At 71.1% G+C, this 24077-nt stretch carries 24 protein-coding genes; 10 read left to right on the plus strand and 14 right to left on the minus strand.

Features of this window, described 5'->3' with window-relative positions:
• Positions 1–49: 49 nt before the first annotated feature.
• The 4 genes from ACR3IO_RS05780 to ACR3IO_RS05795 all read left to right on the plus strand — a co-directional run bounded on the left by ACR3IO_RS05780 (position 50) and on the right by ACR3IO_RS05795 (position 3883).
• On the plus strand, positions 50–1594 hold the full coding sequence (locus ACR3IO_RS05780) for a peroxidase family protein (protein ID WP_434070217.1): 1545 nt from the start codon (positions 50–52) through the stop codon (positions 1592–1594).
• A gap of 234 nt (positions 1595–1828) precedes the next feature.
• Positions 1829–2437: a SipW-dependent-type signal peptide-containing protein gene (locus ACR3IO_RS05785; protein WP_434070218.1), complete on the plus strand. Its 609-nt coding sequence runs from the start codon at positions 1829–1831 to the stop codon at positions 2435–2437.
• Positions 2434–3315, plus strand: coding sequence for a hypothetical protein (locus tag ACR3IO_RS05790; RefSeq protein WP_434070219.1), 882 nt, complete (start codon positions 2434–2436; stop codon positions 3313–3315). The genes ACR3IO_RS05785 and ACR3IO_RS05790 overlap by 4 nt, the downstream gene beginning before the upstream one ends.
• Before the next feature lie 22 nt (positions 3316–3337).
• The gene (locus ACR3IO_RS05795; protein ID WP_434070220.1) at positions 3338–3883 is read left to right on the plus strand and encodes a hypothetical protein; all 546 of its coding nucleotides are present in this window, start codon (positions 3338–3340) and stop codon (positions 3881–3883) included.
• 40 nt (positions 3884–3923) lie between these two features.
• Here the strand turns inward: ACR3IO_RS05795 and ACR3IO_RS05800 are convergent, their stop codons facing one another.
• The 3 genes from ACR3IO_RS05800 to ACR3IO_RS05810 all read right to left on the minus strand — a co-directional run bounded on the left by ACR3IO_RS05800 (position 3924) and on the right by ACR3IO_RS05810 (position 6943).
• Positions 3924–5048 carry an AI-2E family transporter gene (locus tag ACR3IO_RS05800; protein ID WP_434070221.1) on the minus strand — a complete coding sequence of 375 codons (1125 nt, stop codon included), beginning with the start codon at positions 5046–5048 and terminating at the stop codon, positions 3924–3926.
• A 73-nt stretch (positions 5049–5121) separates the two neighbouring features.
• Positions 5122–6237: a serine/threonine-protein kinase gene (locus ACR3IO_RS05805; RefSeq protein ID WP_434070222.1), complete on the minus strand. Its 1116-nt coding sequence runs from the start codon at positions 6235–6237 to the stop codon at positions 5122–5124.
• Between the two features lie 148 nt (positions 6238–6385).
• Complete coding sequence (locus ACR3IO_RS05810; protein ID WP_434070223.1) at positions 6386–6943, minus strand: MarR family winged helix-turn-helix transcriptional regulator; 558 nt, start codon at positions 6941–6943, stop codon at positions 6386–6388.
• Between the two features lie 191 nt (positions 6944–7134).
• On the opposite strand from ACR3IO_RS05810, the gene ACR3IO_RS05815 reads away from it, so the two are divergent.
• Complete coding sequence (locus tag ACR3IO_RS05815) at positions 7135–8580, plus strand: MDR family MFS transporter (protein ID WP_434070224.1); 1446 nt, start codon at positions 7135–7137, stop codon at positions 8578–8580.
• A gap of 96 nt (positions 8581–8676) precedes the next feature.
• Here the strand turns inward: ACR3IO_RS05815 and ACR3IO_RS05820 are convergent, their stop codons facing one another.
• The 3 genes from ACR3IO_RS05820 to ACR3IO_RS05830 are packed head-to-tail and all read right to left on the minus strand — an operon-like array spanning position 8677 to position 12397.
• The gene (locus ACR3IO_RS05820; RefSeq protein ID WP_434070225.1) at positions 8677–10146 is read right to left on the minus strand and encodes a lipase maturation factor family protein; all 1470 of its coding nucleotides are present in this window, start codon (positions 10144–10146) and stop codon (positions 8677–8679) included.
• A gap of 7 nt (positions 10147–10153) precedes the next feature.
• A complete protein-coding gene (locus ACR3IO_RS05825) occupies positions 10154–11599 on the minus strand; it encodes a phytoene desaturase family protein (protein WP_434070226.1) in 1446 nt (481 codons plus the stop codon).
• A 54-nt stretch (positions 11600–11653) separates the two neighbouring features.
• The gene (locus tag ACR3IO_RS05830) at positions 11654–12397 is read right to left on the minus strand and encodes an NUDIX hydrolase (RefSeq protein ID WP_434070227.1); all 744 of its coding nucleotides are present in this window, start codon (positions 12395–12397) and stop codon (positions 11654–11656) included.
• A gap of 77 nt (positions 12398–12474) precedes the next feature.
• Between ACR3IO_RS05830 and ACR3IO_RS05835 the strand changes: the two genes are divergently transcribed.
• The gene (locus tag ACR3IO_RS05835; protein WP_434070228.1) at positions 12475–13308 is read left to right on the plus strand and encodes an MBL fold metallo-hydrolase; all 834 of its coding nucleotides are present in this window, start codon (positions 12475–12477) and stop codon (positions 13306–13308) included.
• A 184-nt stretch (positions 13309–13492) separates the two neighbouring features.
• Here the strand turns inward: ACR3IO_RS05835 and ACR3IO_RS05840 are convergent, their stop codons facing one another.
• Entirely contained in the window at positions 13493–13795 is a 303-nt protein-coding gene (locus ACR3IO_RS05840; protein WP_434070229.1) for a DUF1540 domain-containing protein, read from the minus strand.
• Between the two features lie 377 nt (positions 13796–14172).
• Positions 14173–14616, minus strand: coding sequence for a DoxX family protein (locus ACR3IO_RS05845; RefSeq protein ID WP_434070230.1), 444 nt, complete (start codon positions 14614–14616; stop codon positions 14173–14175).
• Positions 14617–14817: 201 nt separating this feature from the next.
• On the opposite strand from ACR3IO_RS05845, the gene ACR3IO_RS05850 reads away from it, so the two are divergent.
• Together ACR3IO_RS05850 and ACR3IO_RS05855 are read left to right on the plus strand one after the other, a co-directional pair.
• Positions 14818–15876 carry a trans-sulfuration enzyme family protein gene (locus ACR3IO_RS05850; protein WP_434070231.1) on the plus strand — a complete coding sequence of 353 codons (1059 nt, stop codon included), beginning with the start codon at positions 14818–14820 and terminating at the stop codon, positions 15874–15876.
• Positions 15877–16008: 132 nt separating this feature from the next.
• Complete coding sequence (locus ACR3IO_RS05855) at positions 16009–16347, plus strand: YybH family protein (protein WP_434070232.1); 339 nt, start codon at positions 16009–16011, stop codon at positions 16345–16347.
• Between the two features lie 530 nt (positions 16348–16877).
• Here ACR3IO_RS05855 and ACR3IO_RS05860 read toward each other — a convergent pair.
• A complete protein-coding gene (locus tag ACR3IO_RS05860; protein ID WP_434070233.1) occupies positions 16878–17720 on the minus strand; it encodes an alpha/beta fold hydrolase in 843 nt (280 codons plus the stop codon).
• Positions 17721–17795: 75 nt separating this feature from the next.
• Here ACR3IO_RS05860 and ACR3IO_RS05865 point away from each other — a divergent pair, with 75 nt between their 5' ends.
• Positions 17796–18557: an EI24 domain-containing protein gene (locus ACR3IO_RS05865; protein ID WP_434070234.1), complete on the plus strand. Its 762-nt coding sequence runs from the start codon at positions 17796–17798 to the stop codon at positions 18555–18557.
• Positions 18558–18587: 30 nt separating this feature from the next.
• On the opposite strand, the gene ACR3IO_RS05870 is transcribed toward ACR3IO_RS05865, so the two are convergent.
• The 3 genes from ACR3IO_RS05870 to ACR3IO_RS05880 all read right to left on the minus strand — a co-directional run bounded on the left by ACR3IO_RS05870 (position 18588) and on the right by ACR3IO_RS05880 (position 21048).
• The gene (locus ACR3IO_RS05870) at positions 18588–19178 is read right to left on the minus strand and encodes a class I SAM-dependent methyltransferase (protein WP_434070235.1); all 591 of its coding nucleotides are present in this window, start codon (positions 19176–19178) and stop codon (positions 18588–18590) included.
• Between the two features lie 75 nt (positions 19179–19253).
• Positions 19254–20195 (minus strand): cytochrome b/b6 domain-containing protein, encoded by a 942-nt coding sequence (locus ACR3IO_RS05875; RefSeq protein WP_434070236.1) that lies wholly within the window; start codon positions 20193–20195, stop codon positions 19254–19256.
• Positions 20196–20466: 271 nt separating this feature from the next.
• Positions 20467–21048, minus strand: coding sequence for a TetR/AcrR family transcriptional regulator (locus tag ACR3IO_RS05880; RefSeq protein ID WP_434070237.1), 582 nt, complete (start codon positions 21046–21048; stop codon positions 20467–20469).
• Positions 21049–21208: 160 nt separating this feature from the next.
• Here ACR3IO_RS05880 and ACR3IO_RS05885 point away from each other — a divergent pair, with 160 nt between their 5' ends.
• Positions 21209–22060 carry an alpha/beta hydrolase gene (locus ACR3IO_RS05885; protein WP_434070238.1) on the plus strand — a complete coding sequence of 284 codons (852 nt, stop codon included), beginning with the start codon at positions 21209–21211 and terminating at the stop codon, positions 22058–22060.
• 250 nt (positions 22061–22310) lie between these two features.
• Here the strand turns inward: ACR3IO_RS05885 and ACR3IO_RS05890 are convergent, their stop codons facing one another.
• Positions 22311–23066 (minus strand): ScbR family autoregulator-binding transcription factor, encoded by a 756-nt coding sequence (locus ACR3IO_RS05890; protein ID WP_434070239.1) that lies wholly within the window; start codon positions 23064–23066, stop codon positions 22311–22313.
• Positions 23039–24076: an arginase family protein gene (locus ACR3IO_RS05895; protein ID WP_434070240.1), complete on the minus strand. Its 1038-nt coding sequence runs from the start codon at positions 24074–24076 to the stop codon at positions 23039–23041. Before ACR3IO_RS05895 ends, ACR3IO_RS05890 begins: the two co-directional genes overlap by 28 nt.
• Position 24077 lies beyond the last annotated feature (1 nt).

Below are 24077 nucleotides of genomic sequence, written 5' to 3' on the forward strand. Positions count from 1 at the left end.
GACGCCCCGCCGTCGCAGCGCGCGGGCCCACCCCTGGAGGGCGAACGCCATGCAACACGCATCCGCGCACTCGATCGTGCCACTCAATGTCCCGCACTCCCGCAGCCACGAGGGTCGGTTCGGCCGCCTCTTCGGACGCGGGTTCTCGACCTGGTCGCCGCCCGGCACCACCGACGCCGAGAAGACGCAGGCGATCCGCGACTTCGCGGTCAACGAGATGTTCGCCGACGGCGCTCCGCCCGACAGCGCGATGCCCGTCGGCTACACGTATTTCGGCCAGTTCATCGACCACGACATCACCTTCGACCCGCAGTCGAGCCTCACGCGGCACAACGACCCCGACGGCCTGCAGAACTTCCGCTCGCCCCGGTTCGACCTCGACAGCCTGTACGGTCGCGGACCCGACGACCAGCCGTACCTCTACGATCACGCCCGCCCGCTGCACGACGGCTTCTCGGGCTTCCTGAAGGTCGGGAAGGGCGTGTCGCCGAAGGAACCCGACCTGCAGCGCAACGCCGACGGGGTCGCACTCATCGGCGACCCCAGGAACGACGAGAACCGCATCGTCGCCCAACTGCAGCTCGCGTTCGTGCTCGCGCACAACAGCACGCTGCAGAAGCTCGCGGATGCCCCTGACGCCACGACCAAGTCGGGACGAGCACTGTTCCTCGAGGCGCAGCGCATCACGGTGTGGTTCTACCAGTACCTGGTCTGGAACGACTTCGTCTCTCGCATCGTCTCCAAGTCGGTGTTCGACAAGGCGATCGCCTTCGACGAGGACGGCGGCGACGCCGACGGCCCCTTCTACACCGTGACCTACGGCCTGAAGGACGTCTACGACTGGAGCGAGAACCCGTTCATGCCGGTCGAGTTCTCGGCGGCGGCGTACCGGTTCGGCCACTCGATGATCCGCGCCGAGTACCAGATCAACTTCCCGTTGCAGGGCGGCATCGGCACGCAGTTCGGCAAGCCGATCTTCACGACGGCCGGCGTCACCCAGCCGAGCCAACCCGTGCCCGGGCCGCCCGACCTCCGAGGCGGATCGCCGTTGCCCGACCGCCATTCACTCCAGTGGGACTGGTTCTTCGACTTCCCGTCGTCGGCCGGGCCATTCCCCCAACTGGCGCACAAGATCGACATGCACCTCAGCAAGGCGGTCTTCACCATCCCTGGCGGTCCGACGCCGAATCCGCTCGCTGAGCTGAACATCCGGCGCGGATGGCGCATGGAGCTGCCTCCTGCCACGGAGGTCGCGCACGCGCTGCACATCCGCCCGCTCGAGAACCTCGCCCCGTTGGAGGAGTCCCTCTGGGTCTACATCCTCAAGGAGGCGAGCGAGGCGCCCAACAATGGGGAGCACCTCGGCGCCGTCGGTTCGACCATCGTCGCGTCGGTGTTCTCGGGCCTGCTCCGAGGCGACGCCTTCTCGTACCTGAACCGCGACCCGCACTGGACCCCGGCGAAGGAGAAGGTCGGTGGGGTCGCGCTGTTCGAGAAGCTCTCCACCGTCGACGGCAAGTGGGAGATCATCGACCTGCTCAAGCACGCGGGCGTGCCGATCGACGGCGCCGACATCAACGCCCTCTTCGCCTGAGCACGAACCGCAACCGAAGGAACGAAAGCTCACTCCCATCCGACCCCGTCCAGTCGTCTCATCGCTGGACGGGGTCGACCCGCGCCGCCTCGCGCCTCGCGCCTGGCACGGCGCAGCGGCTCAGTGGCGCGGCCGCGGGCCCGCGAGCGCACCTAGCCACAGCCCGGGCGATGTGTGAGAATCCTCCCAAGCGGGGCAATGATCGGCGGGGGCCGACTGCCGGGGTGGAGGCGCATGCTCGGTCATGGGGGGCCGAACCACCGGCGGTCCGGCGTGCGCGTCGCGCGCCTGCTCCTCGTCGCGATCGCGCTCGGCGGAGTCGGCGCCGCCGTCACCACGGCCGCCTGGAGCGACACCGTGCAGGTCGCGAGCCCCATCGCCGCGAGCACCTTCGACATCCAGGCCCGCTTCGCCGCCGACTCGGAGTGGGAGGACGTCGGGCTCCCGGGCGACCCCGACACGTTCGAGGACGGGTTCGAGGTCGCGATCCCGCCGATCTCGGATGTGCTTCCGGATCACAGCTACGTCGGCGACGTCTTCCTCTGCAACGCCGGCGACGTCGACGGCCGCATCATCAGGGCCACGCTCGAGGAGGAGACGACCTCGAGGGAGGGGATCCCGACACTCGACCTCCGACTCGTCGAGGAATCGTCGATCGAGGTCGAGAACATCGACCTCGGCACGGTGATCCCCGCGAACTCGTGCGAACCGGCCGATGTGCCCGACCCGGTCAACGACGTCCAGGGCATCATCCACTTCACGACCATCGACGACTTCACGGGACAGTACGGGTCGACCAGCCAGATCGTCATCAAGATCTGGGTCATCTCGGTGCCGCGATGACCCGAAGCCGTGTCCGCAACGTCACCCTCGCGCTGGTCGCGCTGCTCGGCGGCGCCGCGTTCGCCACGAGCATCGGCTCGACCGGGGCCGCTTGGGAGGACCGCGGCGGATCGAGCATGACCGTCACGGCGATCGACCAGCGGCCCCCGAACGTCACCGGGCCGGTGACGCCGGACACCGGGTCCACCTTCGTCGGGCCGCCCCTGTGGTCGGGGCACAACGGCTCCCCGACCCCGACCCCGCGATACATGTGCTTCACCGTCGAGATCCGCACGACGTCGACCACGCCCGTCGCGTGGCGCGTCATCCTCGAGACGGACCGGCCTCCCTTCAACAATGTCGCCCCGTTCGACGGGTTCGATTTCCAGCTGTTCGGCGATGGCGCCAGCTACGGCTTCGCTCCGGCGGCGGACTACGCGATCACCGGTCGCTACGTCATGACGCCGACCCAGTCGAGCCAGTGGGCCTCGGTGACGCAGAGCTACACCGCGAAAGCCTGCGCCAGCACGCCGGAGCCGGCCTGGCAGCCGCCCGGCCCCACGACGTACACGCAGCGGCCGACGCTCGAGCTCGTGCGCAACGGGAGCCAGCCGTGCGTGGCCGCCACGGTCGACGGGCATCAGCCGTACTTCGTCGGCTTCTCGGTCTCGTTCGACTGGAAGGCCTTCCTCGACGGGCAGCTCGCGGCATCCGCCATCACACCGGCCGAATACGACCAGTGGCTCACGTTCACGCACTGGGCGGGAGGGCCGCCGGGGTACCTGGCCGCGCAGGGGGCGACCGGCACCGACTACCTGGTGACGCTCCAGGGGTACGAAGAAGCCAGCCGCAACGTCTACGCGCCCACGCCGGTGACCATCGCATCCTGTTCCTACTGAGACCTGGAGACCTGGGGAGACCATGACGAAGGAGACGGCAGCACGCCGGAGGACGGCGCTTCGGCTCGCCCTGGCGGGCGTCGCGGTCTTCGGCGTCGGCGCGGCCTTCACGACCGCGGCCTGGACGGACGGCGCCGTCTTCTCGGTGACCGCCAGTGCGAGCACCTTCGACCTGCAGGCACGGCAGTCGGCCACCGAGGAGTGGGAGGACGTCGGGGCCCCCGGAAGCTCCGACACCGTGCCGATCGTGCTCGACTCGGCCGAGCTCGCTGCGCTGTCACCCGATGAGACGATCGACGTGCCGTTCGAGCTGTGCGATGCCGGCGACGCCGGTTCGATCGCCTCGATCTCGGCGCCCGTGATCGAGGGCGACCTCGCCGTCTCGGCCGCAGGCACGATCACCGCCACGGTGACGGCGCCGCTCATCGACGCCGCGCTGCCATCCGATCCGGCATGCGCCGCCCCGATCGCAGGGAACCTGCGCGTCGTCACGACCCCGGAGTTCCCGCCGGAGGCTCAAGGCGACGCCGGCACGATCACCTTCACGGTCACCGGCTCATCGGACTGAGTCGCGCGAGCCATCCGCTCGGCGCGGCCGGGTCACCGCGTCACTGGGCGTCCTGCCTCGGGAAGATGACCTTCTCGACGATGATGATGAGCGAGGCCGCGACCGGAATGGCGACGAGCGCGCCGAGCACGCCGCCGAGCGTGCCGCCGGCGACGGCCGCGATGACCACGAGGGCACCGGGCACCGCGACGGCCTTGTTCATGATGCGGGGGCTCAGCACGTAAGCCTCGACCTGCATGTAGATCAGGTAGTAGATCGCCGCGGCGAGCGCCGTCTCGGGCGACGCGGCGAAGCAGACGAGCGAGATGATGACCGCGCCCGTCAGGGTTCCGACGAGCGGCACGAGGGAGAACAGGAACGCGATGAACGCGAGCAGGATGGGCGCGGGCGCGCCGATGATCGTCAGGAAGATGAGGCTGAGCACGCCGTTGACGGCGCCGAGCGAGAACTGGCCGATCACGTAGCGGCCGACCGATCCGGTGATCTCCTCCGTCACCTCGCGGTACTTGCCGCGCGAGCTGGCCGGCACGAACTTGGTCGAGTAGCGCTTCATCGAGTGGAGCGAGGCGAGGAAGTACAGCGTGAGGATCAGCACGATTGTCGCGCCGGTGAATCCACCCGCGATGCCGGCTCCGACCGCGAGGATGCCGCCGCCGAGGGCGCCGAGGTTCGCCGGGTCGGCCAGCCAGTCGCCGGCCGACTTGACCGCGTCCTCGATCGCATGGTCGCCGCCGCCGAGCGAGTTCAGCCAGGCCACGAAGTCGCTGTTCAGGACGTTCCGGCGGATCTCGTCCCAGTTCTCCACGATGTTGGTGGTCTGCTCGATGACGATCGGCACGATCGTGGCGATCAGCCCGACGAAGATGCCGATGACCCCGGCGAACACGATGAGGATCGCCGCCCACCGCGGCAGGTTGCGCCGCTGCAGCCAGCTGACCACGGGGTCCAGGCCGAGCGCGAGGAACAACGCGAGCGCCACGTAGAGCAGGACCGTGCCGAGCTGGGAGACGATGCCCCCGAGCAGGATGGCGAGCAGCACCCCGAGCGCACCGACGAAGCCGATGCGGAACGACCGGATCTTGACCTCCGGCGCGTGCGCCGTGCTGTCGGTCGTGATCTCGGTCGCCGGCCTGGGCGGCGTCTGCGGTCGTGCGCGTCTCCACATGCGTGCGACGCTACGCGTCGGCATGCCCCTGCGATCGGATGCCGCGCCGCGAACGGCCCGCGACCCCGGGTCGTCAGAGGGCCGTGACACCGGCCACCATGCCGACGATCAGGGCGCCGACGACGATGAGCACGCCCGCCACGGAGCTGGCGACGACGGCCACTCGGCCCGTGCGATTCTCGTTCCTCGCGCGTGCGCTGCCGGTCATGCGGAGCGCGCCCGTCGTCAGGAGGGCGCCCGCCGTGCGGCCCGTGCGATTCGCGCCCGCCCTGCGGGTCGCGCCCACCGCACGGCGGCGCTCGCCGCCGTGCCCGCGCTTGCCGCGTCCCTCGATGATCATCGAGCGGATGATGTCGCGCAGCGTGGCGGCGACGTCGTGCGCGCTCGGTCGAGCGTCCGGGTCGTCGTCGGTCATCGCCAGGAGCAGGTCGCGCCATTCGTCGCCGAGCTCCTCGGGCACGGCCGGGGGCCGGTGCAGTCGGGCGAGCGCCGCCTCGATCGGGGTGCCGGTGTACTCCCGCTCGCCGCTCAGGGCCTCGAGCAGGACGAGGCCCAGGGAGTACACGTCGCTCGACGGGCCGACCGCCTCGCCTCGCGCCTGTTCGGGCGAGATGTAGGCCGCCGTTCCCATGATCGCGCCGTCGTTCGTGAGGCGGGAGCCCTCGACGAACTGCGCGACGCCGAAGTCGGCGAGCTTCGCGATCAGCGTGTAGCCGAGCGCGGGCGTCTCGTCGAGCAGCACGTTCTCGGGCTTCACGTCGCGGTGGACGATCGAGCGGGAGTGCACGTAGCTGAGCGTGTCGGCGAGCTGTGCACCGAGGTCTGCCACCTGGCGCGGCTTCATCGGCGACCTGGCGAGGCGATGTTCGAGCGAGCGGCCCTCGACGAGCTCCATGACGATGAACCTTCGAGGGCGCCCGCCGTGCAGCATCGTCCCGGCGTCGTGGACGCCCACGAGTCCGGGGTGGCTCAGGACGCCGAGCAGGTGGATCTCGCGTTCGCGGCGCTGCTGGTCGGCGATCGTGCCGTCGTCGTCGCGGAAGAGCTTGATCGCGACCTCGCGGCCGAGTTCGGTGTCGCGGGCTCGATACACGTCGGCCATGCCGCCGGAGCCGAGGTGTCCGAGCAGGTCGTATCGGGGTCTCGTCGGCGGGTCGACCACCGGGTCGGCGGGGATCGGATCGGTCATGCCTGGCTCCTGCGGTCGTACGTCGTGAACGGGTGGCGCACGGCACCAGTTGCCCTCTGCGGTTTCGCTAGATTATCTAACGAAGTTCTCGGCCGGAGGGCCTTGACAACTCGATCGCCGCGTGCGATCGGCGGCATCGCACGCGAGTTCACGCCGAGCCCGCGGCATCCGCACCGGACTCCGCAGCCGGCTGCGCGGCGGCATCCGTCTCCTCCTCCGGCGTCGGCACGCCGTCGACGGCCTCCCGCATGCGATCCAGGAACCCGAGCACGGCCGTCGCCTGGTCGGCCGTCAGCGACTCCGCGACGTCGATCATGCGCCGGTGCATGTCGCCGAGGGTCGCGCGCACCTCCTCGTCGCTGTCGATCGTCGCCGCGATGACGAGTCCGCGGCGATCGGTCGGATGCGGTCGACGCTCGACGTGCCCGCTGCGCACGAGCCGGTCGAGGAGCACGGTCGTCGACGCCGTCGAGATGCCGAGGTACGCGGCGATGTCCTTGGGACTCACCATGCGACCGGCCGACAGCTCCTTGAGCAGGAACCGGATCGCGAGCAGGTCGGTCTCGCCCATGCGCATCGCGGAGCGGGTGCGGCGTCGCATCGCCGACTCGGCCGCACGATACTCGCGCAGGGCGTCGAGCACCGCGACACTGCGACGGGTGCGGTCGTCCGCGTACCAGTAGTGCGAGGACTGCGGTTCACCCATGCCGACATCCTACGCAGACTGGTAACTAGACGATCTAGCGGAATCCGACCGGCTCCCCTCGAGCGCGGCCTCGCAGGACGCCCGCCGAACCGAGACCTCGCAACGGATGCCACGGACGTGGAATGAATCCGGCGCGACGGCGTTGCCCTTCTGTGTGCGCGGTCGATCGCGCCCGCACGCGAGAGGTGAAGGTGACCGAGACGACCGCCGTGGGTTTCCGTTCGGACCGTGGGCCCGTGCTCATCGCCGTGATGCTGGCCACCGGCCTCATCGCGATCGACTCGACGATCCTCGCCACCGCGGTCCCGTCGATCGTCGCCGACCTCGGCGGCTTCACGCAGTTCCCCTGGCTGTTCTCGATCTACCTGCTCGCGCAGGCGGTCTCCGTGCCGATCTACTCCAAGCTCGCGGACACGGTCGGTCGCAAGCCGATCATGCTCATCGGCATCGGCCTCTTCCTCGTCGGCTCGGTGCTCTGCGGCTTCGCGTGGGACATGACCTCGCTCATCGTCTTCCGCGCCGTGCAGGGCCTCGGTGCCGGAGCGGTGCTCCCGGTGTCGATCACGATCACCGGCGACATCTACACGGTCCGCGAGCGCGCCCGCGTGCAGGGCTACGTCGCGAGCGTCTGGGCGATCTCCTCCGTCGTCGGCCCCACCCTCGGCGGCCTGTTCGCCGAGTTCGCCTCGTGGCGCTGGATCTTCTTCGTCAACATCCCGCTGTGCCTGCTCGCCGCCTGGATGCTCGTGCGCGGGTACCACGAGTCCGTCACGCGCGAGAAGCACCGCATCGACTACGCAGGTGCGATCGTGCTGACCATCGCGTCGACCCTGCTGATCCTCGCGGTGCTCGAGGGCGGGCAGGCGTGGGCGTGGCTCTCGTGGCAGTCCATCGGCGCGTTCGCCGTGGGCGCGCTGCTCCTCGTCGCGTTCGTGTTCATCGAACGCCACGCCGCCGAACCGGTGCTGCCGCTCTGGGTCTTCTCGCGACGCCTCATCGTCACGACCTCGCTCATCTCGCTCGGCGTCGGCGCGGTGCTGATCGGGCTCACCTCGTACGTCCCGACGTTCCTCGAGGCCACCGCAGGGGCGTCTCCGCTCATCTCCGGGCTCGCGGTCGCCGCGCTCACGCTCGGATGGCCGATCGCCGCGAGCCAGTCGGGGCGGCTCTTCCTCCGCATCGGCTTCCGGAGCACCGCCCTCATCGGCCTCGCCGTCGCCGTGCTGGGCTCCGCGGCACTCGTCGCCGCATCCCTCACGCCGAACGCCTGGACCACCGCGATCGCGTGCTTCATCGTCGGCATCGGGCTGGGTCTCGTGGCCTCGCCCACGCTCATCGCCGCGCAGTCGTCGGTGCCCTGGTCCGAGCGCGGCGTCGTCACGGGCGCCAACATGTTCCTCCGCTCGATGGGCAGCGCCGTCGGCGTCGCCATCTTCGGCGCCGTCGCGAACGGCGTGATCGCACGGTCGGGTCTCGGCGAGCACTCCCCCGTCGCGATCCACGCGGCGTCGACGGCCGTGTTCGTCGCGGTGCTCGTCGCGGCGGTCGTCACGATCGCGGGCGGCGTCGCCATGCCGCGAGCGCACGTCGACGACATCGAGCACCGACCGGTCGACGAGGCCGCGCCGGTCGAATAGCGCCGGTCGAGGAACGCCCTCGAGGAGCGCCCGACGAGAGAGGACGCGTCTCGAGACCAGCCCCGGCCGAGGTCCCGATACGCCTCGCTGCGCTCCCTACTCGACCGACGACAACGAGGCGGGCGACAGCACCTCGCCCTCGAGCGTGCGCACCCACCTGGCGTGCTCCGACCGGAACTCCGCCCGGGTCGCGAACCGGTAGTGGTACGCGCGGACCCGCACCCAGCGCGGCGCGACCCCGTCGAACGGGTCCCGGGCGAGCAGGCGCAGGGTCGGGGCATCCGCCTGCAGGAGGCGCAGCAGGAACACCTCGAACCAGGGTTCCCACATGCGCCCGAGCGGCAGGAACCACATGAGCCAGTCGAGTCGCAGGTGGTAGGGCGCCCACTGCCGCGGCACCCGATGCACGTCACCCGGCTTGCCCTTGAACGCGTACTCCCGCCAGTCGGCGCCGTCGTCGGGGGTGGCGTCGAGGGTGCCCTCGACGACGATCTCGATGCGGCGCTTGGTGACCGTGCCGAACGCGCCGTACGCGTTCCCGAGCATCCACCGATTGAAGCTCGCGTTCATGAGCTGGCGCCGTGAGACGAGGTTGCGCAGCGGCCACCAGCTGAGCACCAGGAGCAGGGCGGATGCCGCGAGCACGACGGCGACCCACCACAGGGGGCTCGACGCGGCATCCGCGCCCAGGTCGACCGGGATCGCGGGGAGCAGCCGGTGCCACACCGAGTCGGGGATCGCGGATGCCGCGAGCACGACCGTGATCGCGTTCAGCCACGCGAAGTTGCCCGTGACGATGAGCCAGAGTTGCGTGAGGATCACGACGGCGGCCGCGATCGCACCGACCGGAACGGATCCGATCCACGGCACGAAGAGCAGGAACGGCACCACGAGCTGGGCGAAATGGTTGCCGAGCACCTCGCCGCGATGGAACCACGCCGGCAGCAGGTGCGCCTGACGGCTGAGCGGCCCCGGCATCGGCTGCGTCTCGTGGTGGTACATGAGCGCGGTGAGGTCGCGCCACTCGCGCCCGCCGCGGATCTTGATCATCCCCGCGCCGAACTCCAGTCGGAACACGAGCCACCACACGGCGACGATGATCGTGATCGGCGGCGGCACCTCCTGCGAGCCGAGGAACGCGACCGTGAAGAGCGCCTCGCAGAGCAGCATCTCCCAGCCGAAGCCGTAGAAGGTCTGTCCGACGTTCACGATCGACAGGTACAGGCCCCAGGTCGCGAGCAGCACGACGAGCGGCACCCACGGCGGGCCGAGCTGCGGCACGCCCAGGACGACGGATGCCGCGAGCACGGCGCCCGCGACGCCGACCTCGACGAGGAGCCGATCGGTGTAGCCCCAGCGGAACACGCTCGGGCCGCGCAGGCGCGACGCGCGGCGCAGCAGCTCGGGCACGGGCAGCAGGCCGTGCTCCCCGAGCAGCGGCCGGAACTGGTTCAGCGTCGAGACGAACGCGACGAACGCGAGCGCGGCGACCCCGCGCTGCAGCACCTCGCGCGCGATCTCGTAGTCGTGGGCGTCGAGCCGGGCGAGCCAGTCCTGCCACTGCACGGCCCGCTCACCCCACCCCGAACCGCTCCCGCAGGGCGAGGGTGGCGGCCCACCAGCCGTTCATGCCGTGCACGGCGGGCCCGGGCGGCGTCGCGCTCGAGCAGAGGTAGACCCCGGGCAACGGGGTGCGCCACGGTGCGGGCGAGACGACGGGCCGCTTCACGAGCTGGGCCAGCGTGAGCGCGCCGGCCGAGATGTCGCCGCCCACGTGGTTCGCGTTGCGCGCCGCCATCTGTGCGGCCGAGCTCGACGCCGAGGCCAGCACCAGGTCGCGGAACCCCGGAGCGAACCGCTCGACCTCGGCCGTGATGAGCTCGGTCGCATCGAACGTCGACCCCGCCGGAACGTGCGTGTACGCCCACAGCACGTGCTTGCCCTCGGGCGCGCGGGTCGGGTCGAGCACGCTCGGCTGGGTCACGAGCACGTACGGATGCCGCGGCGCGGCGCCGACGCCAGGTTGGAAGCCGCGGTGCACGGCGTTCTCGGCCGCCGCGATCTCGGCGCGCGTGCCCCCGAGGTGCACGGTCGGCGCCTCGCCCACGAGCGGGTCCGCCCATGGCACGGGCCCGTCGAGCGCGAAGTCGACCTTGGCCACGCCCGAGCCGTAGCGGTACCGCTGCAGGGCCCGGCGGTAGGCCGGCGGGAGGTCCTCGCCGAGCAGGAGCTCGGGCGTGGTGTCGAGGAGCACGACGCGGGAGTCCCGCACCTCGGCGAGACGCCCGACCGGGGCATCCGCCACGATCTCGGCGCCGCGCTCGCGGAGCTCGTCGAGCAGGGCGTCGGCGATGGCCTGCGATCCCCCGCGCGGGAACCCCCAGCCGACGCCGTGGCCGTGCATGGCGAGCAGCAGTCCGGCTCCGGCCGAGGCGAGCGACGGCATCGGCCCCGCGGCGTGCGCGACCACGCCGGTGAGCAGCGCCTCGGCGACCTCCCCGCCGCGGACGCGATCGAACCGGCCGCTCCAGAGCGGCCGCGTTCCCTGTTCGAGCGCGCGCACGCCGAACAGCACGGCCGCCACGGGGTCGCGTGGCACCCGCAGCAGCTGCGAGCCCGTGAACTGCACGACGCCCCGTTCGTGTGCGAGCAGCGGTGCGATGAGCCGGCGCCAGGCCGGTCCGTCGACGCCGAGTCCCTCGACCGTGCGCTCGAGGTCGCGCCAGGCGATGCCCGCCCGCGCCCCGTCGAGCGGATGCGCGTACGAGGCCTCCGGCACGATCCAGTCGACTCGGTCGAGCAGCCCCAACCGGCGGAACACCGGTGACGCGAGGCCCGCCGGATGCACCGCCGACCCGACGTCGTGCCGGAACCCCGGCAGCGTGAGCTCGGCCGTGCGCACGCCCCCGCCGAGCGTGGACGCGGCCTCGAGCACGCGCACCGAGAGGCCCGCGCGCGCGGCGACCACGGCCGCGACGAGGCCGTTCGGACCGCTGCCCACGACGGTGACGTCGGTCACGTGGCCACCGCCTCCTCCACCGACCCGCGCCGGCATCGCCGCACGCCGATCACGTCAGAACGTGTTCAGGTAGACCCACGGCAGCCGGTCCATCGTCAGTCGATGCCGGTTGCGGGGAGCGTCGGATGCGTCGGGCGCATCCCCGGACGAGACGCGGGCGCCCTCGCGCCCGGCATCCGCATCGGCATCCGCGGCGAACTCGTCGTCCTCCTGCCAGATCACCGCCGTGCGGTCCTTGTTGTACCGCGACACGTACGGCCGGATCTCGCCGGACGCGAGCTCGGCGAGCGCCTCGTCGACGGATGCCGCGTGCGAGAGCCCGTGCACCGTCACCCACGTCGGCGGCCACAGCCTGATGCGTCCCTCCGCGTGCCGGGCGAGCACGTCGACCGGGCGGATCCACTGCACCGCGACGACCTCGTCGGGCGCGAGGACCAGCTCGCCGTCGGGGACGCGCGCGGCGAAGAACCACGTGCGCAGTCGCTTCGGCGACCCGGGCGGCGGCGTCCAGTGCGAGAACGGCACGAGTTCGTCGGCGTCGAGCTCGAGGCCGACCTCCTCGCGCGTCTCGCGGACGGCGGCCCGTCGTGCGGCGGCCTCGTCGTCGATCGCGCCGCCCGCGGCATCCGCCCGGTCGACCGCCCCGCCGGGGAACACCCATGCGTCGGCGAAGGACCCGCGATGCGGACGTTCGGCGAGCAGCACCTCGACGCCGAGCTCACCGTCGCGGAGCAGCACGACGGTCGCGGCGAACCCGTCGACCGTGTCGGCCACGAGGGCATCGAGGTCGCCGGTCATGTCCTCCACAGTAGAACGGTCGCCGCCAAAGCGCACCCGCATGGTCGCGCCGCGACCGGAGCCGTATGCTTCGGAGCATGAGCGATCGGCATCGGCACCACGTGCGCGTTCCGACTCCCCCGGCAGCGGTCTCGAGGCTCGCGACGTGCGTGCTCGCGCCGAACCCGGGGCCGATGACCCTCGACGGCACGAACTCGTACGTGCTGCGCGCGCCGGGTTCCGCCGGCGTCGTCGTCGTCGATCCGGGCCCCGCCGACGAGGCGCACCTCGAGCGGCTGGCGGGCTTCGGCCCGGTCGAGCTCGTGCTGCTCACGCACCACCACGGCGACCACCGCGACGGCCTCGAGCGCTTCGCCGAACTGGTCGGCGCGCCGACCCGCGCCATCGACCCCATGTACTCCATCGGGGCGCCCCCGCTCGGCGACGGCGAGTCCATCCGGGCCGCCGGCCTCACGATCGACGTGCTGCACACCCCCGGGCACACCGCCGACTCGGTGAGCTTCTGGCTGCCCGACGACAGCCCTCACGGCTCGCTGCTCACGGGCGACACCATCCTCGGCCGCGGCACCACGATCATCGCCGACCCCGACGGCGCGCTCGGGCCGTACCTCGACTCGCTCGAACGGCTCCGCTCGCTCGCGCGCGCGATCGACGGGCATGTCGCCGTGCTGCCCGGTCACGGCCCCGTGCTGCAGGACCTCGGCGACATCTGCGACGAGTACCTCGCGCACCGCGCCGAGCGCCTCGACCAGGTCCGGGTCGCACTGCGCGGGCTCGGCGCCGACCCGTCCGACCCCGCCACCGTCGGCCGCGTGGTCGACACGGTGTACGCCGACACCGATGCCGCGGTGCGGCCCGCGGCCGAGGCATCCGTCAGGGCGCAGTTGGCGTACCTGCTCGAGCGCAACTGACGTCGGCGCCCTGCATCAGGGTTCCGGCAGCCGTGCACGATGCGGTCGCCGTGCTCTGCGCGCGCCGTCCGCGGTGCGGTCGCCGCCATGCCTTCCGCCTCGTCATGGGCATCGCACCCGCGCGCACGACGAAGCCCGGCACGCGAGGGGCGCACCGGGCTCGTCGAGATCAGGGCTCAGCCGGTCAGGCGGACTCGTACGTGAGGCAGTCGGCGCTGTCGGCACCGGCCCCGATGCGAACGGATGCCGCGGTGCACTCGAGCGATTCGTTGTGCACGCACTCCGAGCGCTGGCAGGCGCCCACGTGGGTGACGACCTTGTCGAGGCCGCCGCGCGTGCCGAGCGGGATGAACGTCGCGCACTCGGCATCGCCGACGACACCGGCGATGGTGACGGCCGCGGCGTGGCAGTGCGAGTGGTCGTTGTAGGAACAGCCGCTCACCGAACACTCGGCGACGGCGGGCAGTTCATCGAGGGTCATGCTCATGGGGACCTCCACGTCGGATCGGCTGCGTACCGCGATGGTACGCCCGAGCCCGTGACATCCGCCACGCACTCGCGACGCTTTTCCCCAGATCAATGGTGATTTTCTTCTTAGGAGAGCCTCACCTGACCGGCACGCCCCGAACGGATTCCCGGATGGTTCGAGCGTTGCGGTTGGCACCCCGCGGCCGCAGGACCAGAATGGGCATCACAACTTCGAAGGGGTGCAGCATGTCGATCGAAAGCGTGATCTGGTCGGTCCTCGGAATCCTCGCGCTGGTCGGCGGCGTCGGCCTGCTCGCGGCGTTGTGGTCGCTCGTGAAGGCGCCCAAGGGCTGAAGCCCGACGGCCGGTCGCGAGCCGGACGTGAACGAGGTCGCGTCAGCGCTTGCGGGGTGACGTCGACCAGAGGGCCAACGCGACGAGCAGCGGCTGGAAGAACAGCCTCACGAATCGTGCCCGGTCGGTCGTGAGTCCGAACGCGTCGCGACCCTCGCGCCACTGCGCGACGTTGCCCGGGAAGACGGCGACGAAGAACAACGCGATGATCCAGCCGATGCGACGACGTTCCTTGGGCAGCACGACGAGCGCCTTGCCGAGGGCGACCTCCACGACACCGGATGCGACGACCACCCCGTCGGCATCCATCGGCACCCACGTGGGAACCTGCGCACGGAACTCCTTGCGCGCGAACGTGAGGTGGCTGACTCCCGCGAACACGAGCGCGAACGCCAGGAACCAGCGACCGAGGGCACGTGGGACGGTGGACGTGCGTGGGACGGTGGACGTGCGTGGGACGGTGGACGTGCGTGCGTCGTCGCTCATGCTCCGACGGTAGGCGACGCGGTCGCGGCTGTCACCCCCTCGACGGCTCCGGTTCACCGCGCGCGGGCGTCGTCACGGCCGGTCACCGGGTCGGAGGGGCCTCGTCGTGCGGGTTACGCTGGCTTGGCCCGTGCGTGCGGCACGCGGCATCCGCTCGCCCCCTGGAGGTTCCTCGTGCCCGATTCGACGACGGCTGGGCCGGTGCTCCATCCCGAGACGCGCCTCATCATCGCGGGCAGGCCGCCGCACGTGCCCGACCAGCCCATGAACGTGCCGGTGCACCTCACGTCGACCTACGTCGCCGGCGGCGACCTCGAGTACGCCCGCTACGGCAACCCGTCGTGGTCGGCGTTCGAAGACGCGCTCGGCGGGCTCGAGGGAGGTCGGTGCACCTCGTTCGCGTCGGGCATGGCCGCCATCACCGCGGTGCTCGACCTCGTGCCCGAGGGCGGCACGGTCGTCGCACCCCGCCACTCGTACACGGGAACGGTCGCCCAGCTCGACCAGCTCGCCGCGAAGGGCCGCCTGCACGTCGCCTACGTCGACATCAGCGATACCGCGGCCGTCGCCGCATCGCTCGACGGCGCGGCACTCGTCTGGATCGAGTCGCCCACGAACCCCGCGCTCGAGCTCGCCGAGATCCCGGCGATCGTCGCGGCCGCGCATGAGCACGGCGCCCTCGTGGCCGTCGACAACACGTTCGCGACGCCGCTGCTCCAGCGCCCGCTCGAATCGGGCGCCGATCTCGTCGTGCACTCGGCGACCAAGTACATCTCGGGCCACAGCGACGTGCTCATGGGCGCGGTCGTCTCGGCGACCGACGAGCTCTCGGAGAAGATCCTCGCGCACCGGTCGCTGTTCGGTGCGATCCCTGGCCCGTTCGAGACCTACCTCGCGCTGCGAGGCCTTCGCACCCTGCCCGTTCGGCTCGAGCGCGCCCAGGCCACGGCGAAGGAGCTCGCCGCGCGGCTTGCCGGACACCGCGCGCTCGACGAGGTGCGCTACCCGGGCTTCGGCGCGATCATCTCGATCGTGGTGCGGGGCGGCAAGGAGCCCGCCGACCAGCTCGTGCAGCGCACCGCGCTCTGGGTGCACGCCACGAGCCTCGGCGGCGTGGAGTCCACGTTCGAGCGCCGTCGTCGCTGGCAGCTCGAGCAGCCGACCATCCCCGACGGCCTCGTGCGCCTCTCGGTCGGACTCGAGCACGTCGACGACCTGTACCGCGACCTCGTCACGGCGCTCGACTCGCTCGGCGCGTAGGACGTCGGGCCCTCGCCTACCCTGCCTCGCCGGCCCTGCCTCGCCGGCCCTGCCTCGCCGCTTCGGCCCCGCCGCGCTGGTGGCGACCGGCACGCACCCCCAGACTGGATTCGAGCAACGAAGGGGACGGCCATGACCGACGACCAGGTACCGGCAGCGCTGCGCGCGTTCATCGATTCCACCAACCGCGGCGACACCGCCGCCTTCCTCGCCGGTTTCACCGACGATGCGACGCTCGACGACTGGGGCAGGGTGTTCCACGGACCAGACGGCATCGCGTCGTGGAACGAGACCGACAACATCGGCAAGCGCGCGCACTTCGAGCTCGTCGGAATCGAGGCGACCGACGACCCCGACACCGTGATCGCGACCCTCACGGTCACCGGCGGCGGCTACAACGGCACCGGTCCGATCACCTTCACTTCGACCGGCGACCGGCTCCGCCGGGTCGTGATCGCACCGACGGCCTGACGCGCGGCACCTGCGGGCGCGCCGGGACCGCCGGGACCGCCGGGACCGCCGGGACCGCCGGAGGCGGGCGCGTGGCGCCGCGCCCCTCCTCGCTGCGCGTGCCGAGCTCGGCGATGGTCTGGGAGGGTGTCCCTTTCAAATCGCGGTGGCGAAGTGGCGAAGTAGCCAAGTGGCGAAGTGGCGAAGTGGCGAAGTGGCGAAGTAGCGAAGTAGCGAAGTGGTCAAGTAGCGATGTAGCGAAGTGGCGGAGATTCTCCGGCGGAACACCCAGCCACGGCACGTCTGCCACCACACTAGCGGTCGGTCTGTTTTGGTTTAGGGCCGCCGACGCCCCCCGAGTCCTCCGCTCCCTCCGGCGCGGGCGGCGCCAGTTGTGTATAAGAGACGGCCCTGCCCCCGCCTTGCCCTGCCTTGCCCTGCCCTGCCTGCCCGGCCCTGCCCGGCCCTGCCCGCCCGGCACCTGCATGAGTGCACCAGGCGTCAGCCAACATCACAGGCGCGAGCGTCAGCGCGAACCCGCACCGAGGCATTCAGCGCGCGAGCAGCCAGTCCATCGCGTCGGGCACGACGTCGAGCACCGAGACGTGCCCGTCGTCGAGCCGCATCCAGAGCGTGGCGTCGGGCAGGTGGGCGAGCATCCACGAGGCGTGCGTGCGCGGCACCACGCGGTCGCCCTCGCCCTGCACGACCAGCACGGGCGCGGCGACCTCCGCCAGGTCGAATCCCCATGGGGAGACGAAGGCGACGTCGTCGTCGATGAGGCCGTCGTCGCCGAACTCCGCCGAGCGCGCGACATCCGCCCCCAGGTCGGACCAGCGTCCGTCGAGCGCCGCGTGATCGGCCGGGAGGAACTGCTCTGCGTCGAACTCGTCGGTCTCGGCGAACCGTGCTCGCGCGGCGCGGCCGCCCTCACGCGCGGCCTGCAATCCGCCGGGGGCGCGCATGCCCGCGAACCAGTCGAAGCGCTCGGTGAACGGGGCGATGCCCGCGAGCGTCACCACCCCGGTGACGCGAAGCGGATGCCGCGCCGCGACCGCCAGTGCGTGCGGACCTCCGCCCGAGGCTCCCATGCTCGCGAACCGCTCGACGCCGAACGCGTCGGCGACCGCCGCGGCATCATCGCCCGCCGAGGCCACGTCGCGGTCCGGATGCGGCGTCGATCCGCCGTACGACGGACGGGCGTAGGAGATGACGCGGATGCCGCGCTCCGCCGCCGCCGCCACGACGGGCTCGAGCGGGGCGCCCGTCTGCGGCGAGCCGTGGTGCCACATGAGCACCGGCCCGGTCGCGGCATCCGCCGGCCCGACCGCGCCGGTGTCGTGGGCGCGAAGCGTCCGCCCGTCGGGCAGGCGCACGTCGAGCGAAGTGAGCACGGATCTCCTCTGGCAGGTCGCGATGCGGCGCCGGCACGTCCTCGCCGGGGCCGGCCACCAGCCTAGGCTGAGACGATGGTGGCCCAACGGTTCCTCCTCGGAGTGCGGATGCTGCTGCGCGGCTTCGGGTTCTGGCGTCGGCAGCCCGGCGCGATGCTGCTCGGACTCGTGCCCGCGGCGATCGTGTGGGTGGTCGTGCTCGTGGGGCTGGTGGCGCTCGGCTTCAGCCTGCCCGGCCTCACGGTGTGGGCCACGCCGTTCGCCGCGGGCTGGATCGAGCCGTGGGCGACGATCATGCGCACGACCGTCGGCGCCATCGTGCTCGGCGGGGCCATCGTGCTCGCCGCGGTCACGTTCACGGGGCTCACGCTCATGGTCGGAGACCCGTTCTACGAGCGCATCTGGCACGCCGTCGAGGCCGACCTCGGCGGCGAGCCGACCGGCGACGGCATCGGGTTCTGGCGCTCGGCAGGCGATGCGGTGGGCTTCATCGGACTCGGCATCCTCGTCTCGCTCGGGGTCGCGCTCAGCGGACTCGTGCCCGTCATCGGCGGCTTCCTCGCGCCCGTGCTGGGCGTCGTGCTCTCGGGCCGGCTGCTCGCGTGGGAGCTCACCGGGCGTGCGTTCGAGTCGCGCGGCATCCCGGCCGACGTGCGCCGCACCCTGCTGCGCGGTCATCGCGCGCGCCTGCTCGGCTTCGGCATCGCGACGCAGCTCTGCTTCATGGTGCCGCTCGGCGCGGTGTTCACGATGCCGGCTGCGGTCGCCGGCGCCACGATGCTCGCGCGCACGGTGCTCGACGACGTCGCGGCGCGCGCCGCCCGGCGGGTCGAGTAGGCGCGCGAGCGCCCGGCGAACGCCTCGCCGCTACCCGGCCGCCGAGGGCGCGACGCCGTCGTAGAGCAGCACCGGCACGGGCCCGAACGGCATCGACCGCACCCGCAGTCGCCGCACCTCGCCGCCGGTGAACCCCGCGTCCTCGAGCACCGGCTCGGGGTCGCGGTTCCAGTGGCAGCCGTGGTCGAGCCAGGTCGACAGCGGCGTCGCGACATCCTGGATCACGCGCTTGACCGTGCCGCGCGGCGCGGCGACGTGGTCGACGAAGACCACCCGGCCGCCGGGCACGAGCACGCGCCGCACCTCGGCGAGGGTCGCCGCGACATCCGTCACCGAGCAGAGCACGTACGTGCCGACGACCGCGTCGACCGAGGCATCCGGCAGCGGGATGTGCTCGGCCGTGGCGTCGAGGGGCACCGACGCGTGCCGCCACTCGCGTGCGCGCGTGGCCAGTTCGGCGCGGCGGCCGGCGTCGGGTTCGAGGCCCGTCCACGCGACATCGGGATGGAAGGCCCCGAAGTTCTCGCCGTCGCCGGCGCCGATCTCGAGCACGCGCCCGCGCACCCGGCCGATGAGCTCGCGCTCGAGGTCGTCGAGGTCGTCGTTCGTGATCAGCTCCACCCGGGGCACGATACTCGGCGGCACCGACGGCGTCAGCCGCAGACGGCCGTCAGCCGCAGAGGACGTCTGCCCGCGTCAGCCCCGGACCGTGCCGCCCTTGGCCGCGATGCGCTTCAGCAGCGGCGGCTTCGCGAGCACCCACGCCACGGCGATGACGACGACGGATGCCGCGAACACGACGAACCCGACCCAGTCGTCGGCGTCGCGCGCGGCGTACATCTGGTTGAGCTTGCGGAGCGCCCCCGTGGTGAGCACGAGCACGACGTGCACGAACGTGAACCCGATGAAGAACAGCATCACCGGGTAGTGCACGGCGCGCGCGAGGCGCTCGGGCACGGCACGGGCGAGACGCCCCTCGGGCGGCCAGACCGACGAGAGGCGGAGGCCCGTGAGGATCGCGAGCGGCGCCGCGATGAACACGATGGCGAAGTAGGCGAGCTGCTGGAGCGAGTTGTAGACGACCCACGAGTTCTCGGTCGGCCACTCGAGCGACGCGTACTGCAGTGCGGCCGAGATCGCGTTCGGCACCACCGCCCAGTCGGTCGGGACGATGCGCAGCCACTGGCCGGTCGCGAAGAGCAGCACGATGTAGAGCACGCCGTTCAGCACCCAGAACGCGTCGAGCCAGAGGTGCAGCCAGAGGAAGATGCCGAGCCGGCGGGGTGCGCGCTTCGTGCGCGGCCACCGCATGTTGTCGCGCGTGAAGAAGCCCGGCGGGCGCTGCTTGGATCGCAGCTGGTACCCGGTGCGCACGATGAGCACGAGGAAGAACGTGTTCAGGAAGTGCTGCCAGCCGAGCCAGGCCGGGATGCCGACGGGCGTGCCCTCGGGGGGCGGCACGATGCCCGGATAGGTCGTGATGAACTCCTCGCCGGCGGGGCTCTGCCTGAGCCACCGGGCGAGCAGCACGACCGCGACGACGACCACGATGGAGATGAGCGTGGTCCAGCCGACGAGACGGCGACGCGCCTTCACCCACTCGACGGCGCGCGAGGTCTTCGAGGCGGTCTCGGTCATCGCGCGGTGGGGTCCTTCCGGAGGGCAGGCACGACCGGCCCGTGCGGGCCGATCGGTACGGGGGCGATCACGATCGCATCGCGACGAGGCGACGACGACGGATGCCTCGACGATAGCGCCGCGACCTGTGCGGTGCGAGTCGAGCGCGCAACAGGTCGCCACAGACCGACGCCGCGGAGTCCCGTTCGCGCGCAGGAGTCCCGCTCGAACGGGACTCCACCGCGCGAACGGGACTCCAATGCGGGAGGGTCGGCCGCGGCATCCGCTCGGCTCAGGCCGCGAGACCCGCCGCACGGCGGGCCGCGTCGACGAACGCCGGGCGTACGCGCTCCCATCCGTCGAGGTATCCGCCGACCATCGCGGCGTCGCGCAGCAGCACGAGCTGGCCGGCCGCGATGTCGGGGGCGGGCCTTCCCGCCGCGGCGAGCAGCGCCTCCAGGGTGCCGCGGAACCAGTCGCGGTGCTCCCCCACAGCGACGCGCACGCCGCTGTTCGCCTCGGGGTACTCGGCCGCCGCGTTGATGAACGGGCAGCCGCGCGTGTGGAGCCGTGCCACATCGTCGGCCAGGCCCTCGATCACGAGCTCGAGGAGCTGCTCGGGATCATCGCTCGCCTCGCCCGCGCGCTCGAACGCACCGCGGATGTTCGCGTCCTCGACGTCGAGGTACGCCTCGACGAGGTCCTCCTTGCCCGGGAAGTGCCGGTAGAACGTGGCGCGCGTGACGCCGGCCTCGCCGATGATGCGGTCGACGCCGACGGCGTGGATGCCCTCGCGGTAGAAGAGGTCGGATGCCGCGGCGACGAGCTTCTCCCGTGCCACGGAGGTCCCTGCGGATGTGGTTCGTGTTGCCATGAAGTAAATGATAGAACGATCTTTCTCTTTTTGCTTGACAAACGGAGAACCGGGGGTCTACCTTGAACTCAACAGCAAAACAAGACCGATCGTTCTACTTAGATCGGACCGCAGCTCACAAGACAGACCCAACGCAGATCGACTACAAGGAGACGGCATCATGACCACCACCGACAAGACCCCCATCGTCCTCGTCCACGGCCTCTGGATGACCCCCAAGAGCTGGAACACCTGGGCCGAGTACTTCGAGGCCCGTGGCCACCAGGTGATCCGCCCGGGATGGCCCGGCATCGACGACCGCGAGGTCGCCGACATCCGCTCGAACCCCGAGGCTCTGAAGGGCATCGGCCTGAAGCAGATCGCCGACCACTACGAGCGCATCATCCGCGCCCTGCCGCAGAAGCCGATCATCATGGGCCACTCGTTCGGCGGCCTCCTCACCCAGATGCTCGCCGACCGCGACCTCGGCGTCGCCTACGTGGGCGTCACCCCCGGACAGCCCGCCGGCATCACGACGCTTCCGCCGTCGACGCTGCGCACGGGATTCCCGATCCTCGCCAACCCGTTCGACAAGAACGGCGCCAAGCCGATCTCGAAGGGCCACTTCCACTTCACCTTCGGCAACGACCTCTCGCGCGCCGAGTCCGACGCCATCTGGGAGGACTTCGCGGTGAACTCGTACAACAAGGTGTTCTTCGAGGGCGTCGCGGGCGCCTTCAACGAGAAGGGCGGCGTGAGCCACGTCGACTACGCCAGGGCCGACCGAGCCCCGCTGCTCATCGTCACCGGCGAGATCGACCACGTCGTGCCGCCGGCCATCGGCAAGGCCATCGTGAAGAAGTACCACGCCACCGGCAGCCCCTCGGTCGTCGAGTACAAGGAGTTCGCCGGCCGCACGCACCGCATCGTCTCGCAGGACGGCTGGGAAGAGGTCGCCGACTACGTCCTCACCTGGGCGCTCGAGCACGAGGTGAAGGCCGCCACCGACGCCCCCACCCCCGCCGACGCGTGAGCGGATGCCGCAGCTGACGCGCGACGCACCACACGACGCCCGCACCGGTCGAACCGGGGCGGGCGTCGGCTCGTCTCACGCGGCGAGTCGCGGCCGCAGGCGAGCGGGAGGAACACGGACGTTCCGATCCCACCGGCTGGGTCTCGCGCCTATGCTGTGGGCTCGTCCATCGGATCCGGCAGGTAGTCGCTGACGTCGATCGCGTTGGTCGGCGGCAACGAGATGGCGGCCGGGTCGATCGGTGCTGCGGTCATGATGAGTTCCTCTCAGATGGATGGGAGTGATCAGCCGCTGAGCCGCTGAGCCGCTGAGCGGCTTCGATGCGCTCCTGCCGTGGTGCGTCCGTGAAAACGGCCTCGGCAAGTGCGAGCATGCTGGGATGTGCCGCAGACGGCACCGTGGCGCAGATCAGCACACGCCACATGTCGTGTACCCGATCGACGATGTCGGCCCGTCCGGTGAACGTATCGGAGACGAGTTGCACGCCGGTGAACGCCGGGATGACGAATCGCGCCAAGGTCTCGGCGTCGATCGCCGAGGTCATCTCACCGAGGTCGCGTGCACGCCGTGCGAGCGCCTCGAAGGTCGCCATCCAGTCCTTGTACGGCGACTGCAACGGAGTTTCGAAGGTGGAGGAATCCGTCGTGAGCCGGATGCCGGCCCGCACGATGCGGTCATCGCGGATGCGGACGGCCAGGTCGGCGCACAGCCGCATCATCGTCTCGACGGGCGGCAGGCCTGCCTCGATGATCTCCTCCGCCGCGGCCCGTGCGATCGAATGCTGGGCCTCGACCACCGCACGGGCGACGTCCTCCTTCGACTGGAAGTGGAAGTAGAGGGCGCCCTTGGTGACCCCGGCCTCGGCAGTGATGTCACCCAGCGTCGAGTTGCCGTAGCCCACTCGTTCGAAGACCTCGGAGGCGCCCGCGACGATGCGCTCGCGGGTGGCCCGTGCACGCGCCTGCTTCACGTGGTCGCTCATCTCATCTCGGGAACGGCGGGACATCGACGCCGCGGCGCCCCCCAACAACGCCGCGACGCGATGTCACCAGAAATCATACCGTTCGCCCGGTTTTTTTCGAGACCCTCGAGAGCGGCCGGCTTCGGATCACCGACCCCGTCTTCATCCGCGGCCTCGACATCTACGATGCCGTCAACGGCGGCCACGGCGACCGGCTGCAGGTCCTCGCGGCTACGACGAGCGCTCGACGTTCCGCAGGAGCGGCTCGAGCGCCGCGACGATCGCGCGAGCGGGGCCGAGCGGATCGGCATCGCCATCGGATGTCTCGAGCTCGCCGACCTCGATGCCGACGACCTCGCCTGCGCGAGCACCTCGGCGCATTCGTCCAGCTGCCCGAGCGACATCCCGTGCGGAACCCGGTAGTCGGTCGGAACGAGGCCCGGTTCGAGGACGTCGCAGTCGATGTGGACGTAGACGGGCCGCCCGGCCACGGCGCGCTGAAGCTCCGCCGCCATCTCCGGACCGCCGGGTACGAGTCGGATCGTCCCGTCGTCGACGAGCTCCTGTTCGGCCGGATCGAGGTCCCGCGTTCCGACGAGGATCGCGTTCGCTGGGGCGAGTCCGCCTCCGAGGCCCGAATTCCAGAGTCCGAGCGGTCCGGACAGCGCCAGTCCTCCGAGGAAGCCGCTGCTCGTGTTCTCGGGCGTGTTCAGATCCGCATGCGCGTCGAACCAGACCACGATCGCATCGGGGCGGTGCGACGCGACGACCGGCAGGGTCGCCAGGGCGACGGCGCACCGGCTGAGTGCCGTGACGGGCACGTCCCCGGCGCCGAAGACAAGCTCAAAACGAGAGGCCATCGCGCGGAGGGCCGGCATGGCCGCATCCAGTTCCAGGTCCCAGTTCGCGGGTTCGGCCGGCTGCGGCTCGCCGATCACGGTCGTCGCCGCGGAGAGCCGCTCGCCGAGGACCGCCGCGAGATGCCCCGATGCGACCATGGCGCGGTCATTGTGGTCGCCGGCACGCGCGGCGAAGTGGGTGAGTGAGATCGGCATA

This window comes from Agromyces sp. Marseille-Q5079 (assembly GCF_051016555.1).
In the GTDB taxonomy this organism is placed as follows: Bacteria; Actinomycetota; Actinomycetes; order Actinomycetales; family Microbacteriaceae; genus Agromyces.

Coding starts and splice junctions, on each gene's coding strand:
- ACR3IO_RS05780 (WP_434070217.1), top strand. CDS start 50: ATGCAACACGCATCCGCGCACTCGATCGTGCCACTCAATGTCCCGCAC.
- ACR3IO_RS05785 (WP_434070218.1), top strand. CDS start 1,829: ATGCTCGGTCATGGGGGGCCGAACCACCGGCGGTCCGGCGTGCGCGTC.
- ACR3IO_RS05790 (WP_434070219.1), top strand. CDS start 2,434: ATGACCCGAAGCCGTGTCCGCAACGTCACCCTCGCGCTGGTCGCGCTG.
- ACR3IO_RS05795 (WP_434070220.1), top strand. CDS start 3,338: ATGACGAAGGAGACGGCAGCACGCCGGAGGACGGCGCTTCGGCTCGCC.
- ACR3IO_RS05800 (WP_434070221.1), bottom strand. CDS start 5,048: ATGTGGAGACGCGCACGACCGCAGACGCCGCCCAGGCCGGCGACCGAG.
- ACR3IO_RS05805 (WP_434070222.1), bottom strand. CDS start 6,237: ATGACCGATCCGATCCCCGCCGACCCGGTGGTCGACCCGCCGACGAGA.
- ACR3IO_RS05810 (WP_434070223.1), bottom strand. CDS start 6,943: ATGGGTGAACCGCAGTCCTCGCACTACTGGTACGCGGACGACCGCACC.
- ACR3IO_RS05830 (WP_434070227.1), bottom strand. CDS start 12,397: ATGACCGGCGACCTCGATGCCCTCGTGGCCGACACGGTCGACGGGTTC.
- ACR3IO_RS05835 (WP_434070228.1), top strand. CDS start 12,475: ATGAGCGATCGGCATCGGCACCACGTGCGCGTTCCGACTCCCCCGGCA.
- ACR3IO_RS05840 (WP_434070229.1), bottom strand. CDS start 13,795: ATGAGCATGACCCTCGATGAACTGCCCGCCGTCGCCGAGTGTTCGGTG.
- ACR3IO_RS05845 (WP_434070230.1), bottom strand. CDS start 14,616: ATGAGCGACGACGCACGCACGTCCACCGTCCCACGCACGTCCACCGTC.
- ACR3IO_RS05855 (WP_434070232.1), top strand. CDS start 16,009: ATGACCGACGACCAGGTACCGGCAGCGCTGCGCGCGTTCATCGATTCC.
- ACR3IO_RS05865 (WP_434070234.1), top strand. CDS start 17,796: ATGGTGGCCCAACGGTTCCTCCTCGGAGTGCGGATGCTGCTGCGCGGC.
- ACR3IO_RS05875 (WP_434070236.1), bottom strand. CDS start 20,195: ATGACCGAGACCGCCTCGAAGACCTCGCGCGCCGTCGAGTGGGTGAAG.
- ACR3IO_RS05880 (WP_434070237.1), bottom strand. CDS start 21,048: ATGGCAACACGAACCACATCCGCAGGGACCTCCGTGGCACGGGAGAAG.
- ACR3IO_RS05885 (WP_434070238.1), top strand. CDS start 21,209: ATGACCACCACCGACAAGACCCCCATCGTCCTCGTCCACGGCCTCTGG.
- ACR3IO_RS05890 (WP_434070239.1), bottom strand. CDS start 23,066: ATGTCCCGCCGTTCCCGAGATGAGATGAGCGACCACGTGAAGCAGGCG.
- ACR3IO_RS05895 (WP_434070240.1), bottom strand. CDS start 24,076: ATGCCGATCTCACTCACCCACTTCGCCGCGCGTGCCGGCGACCACAAT.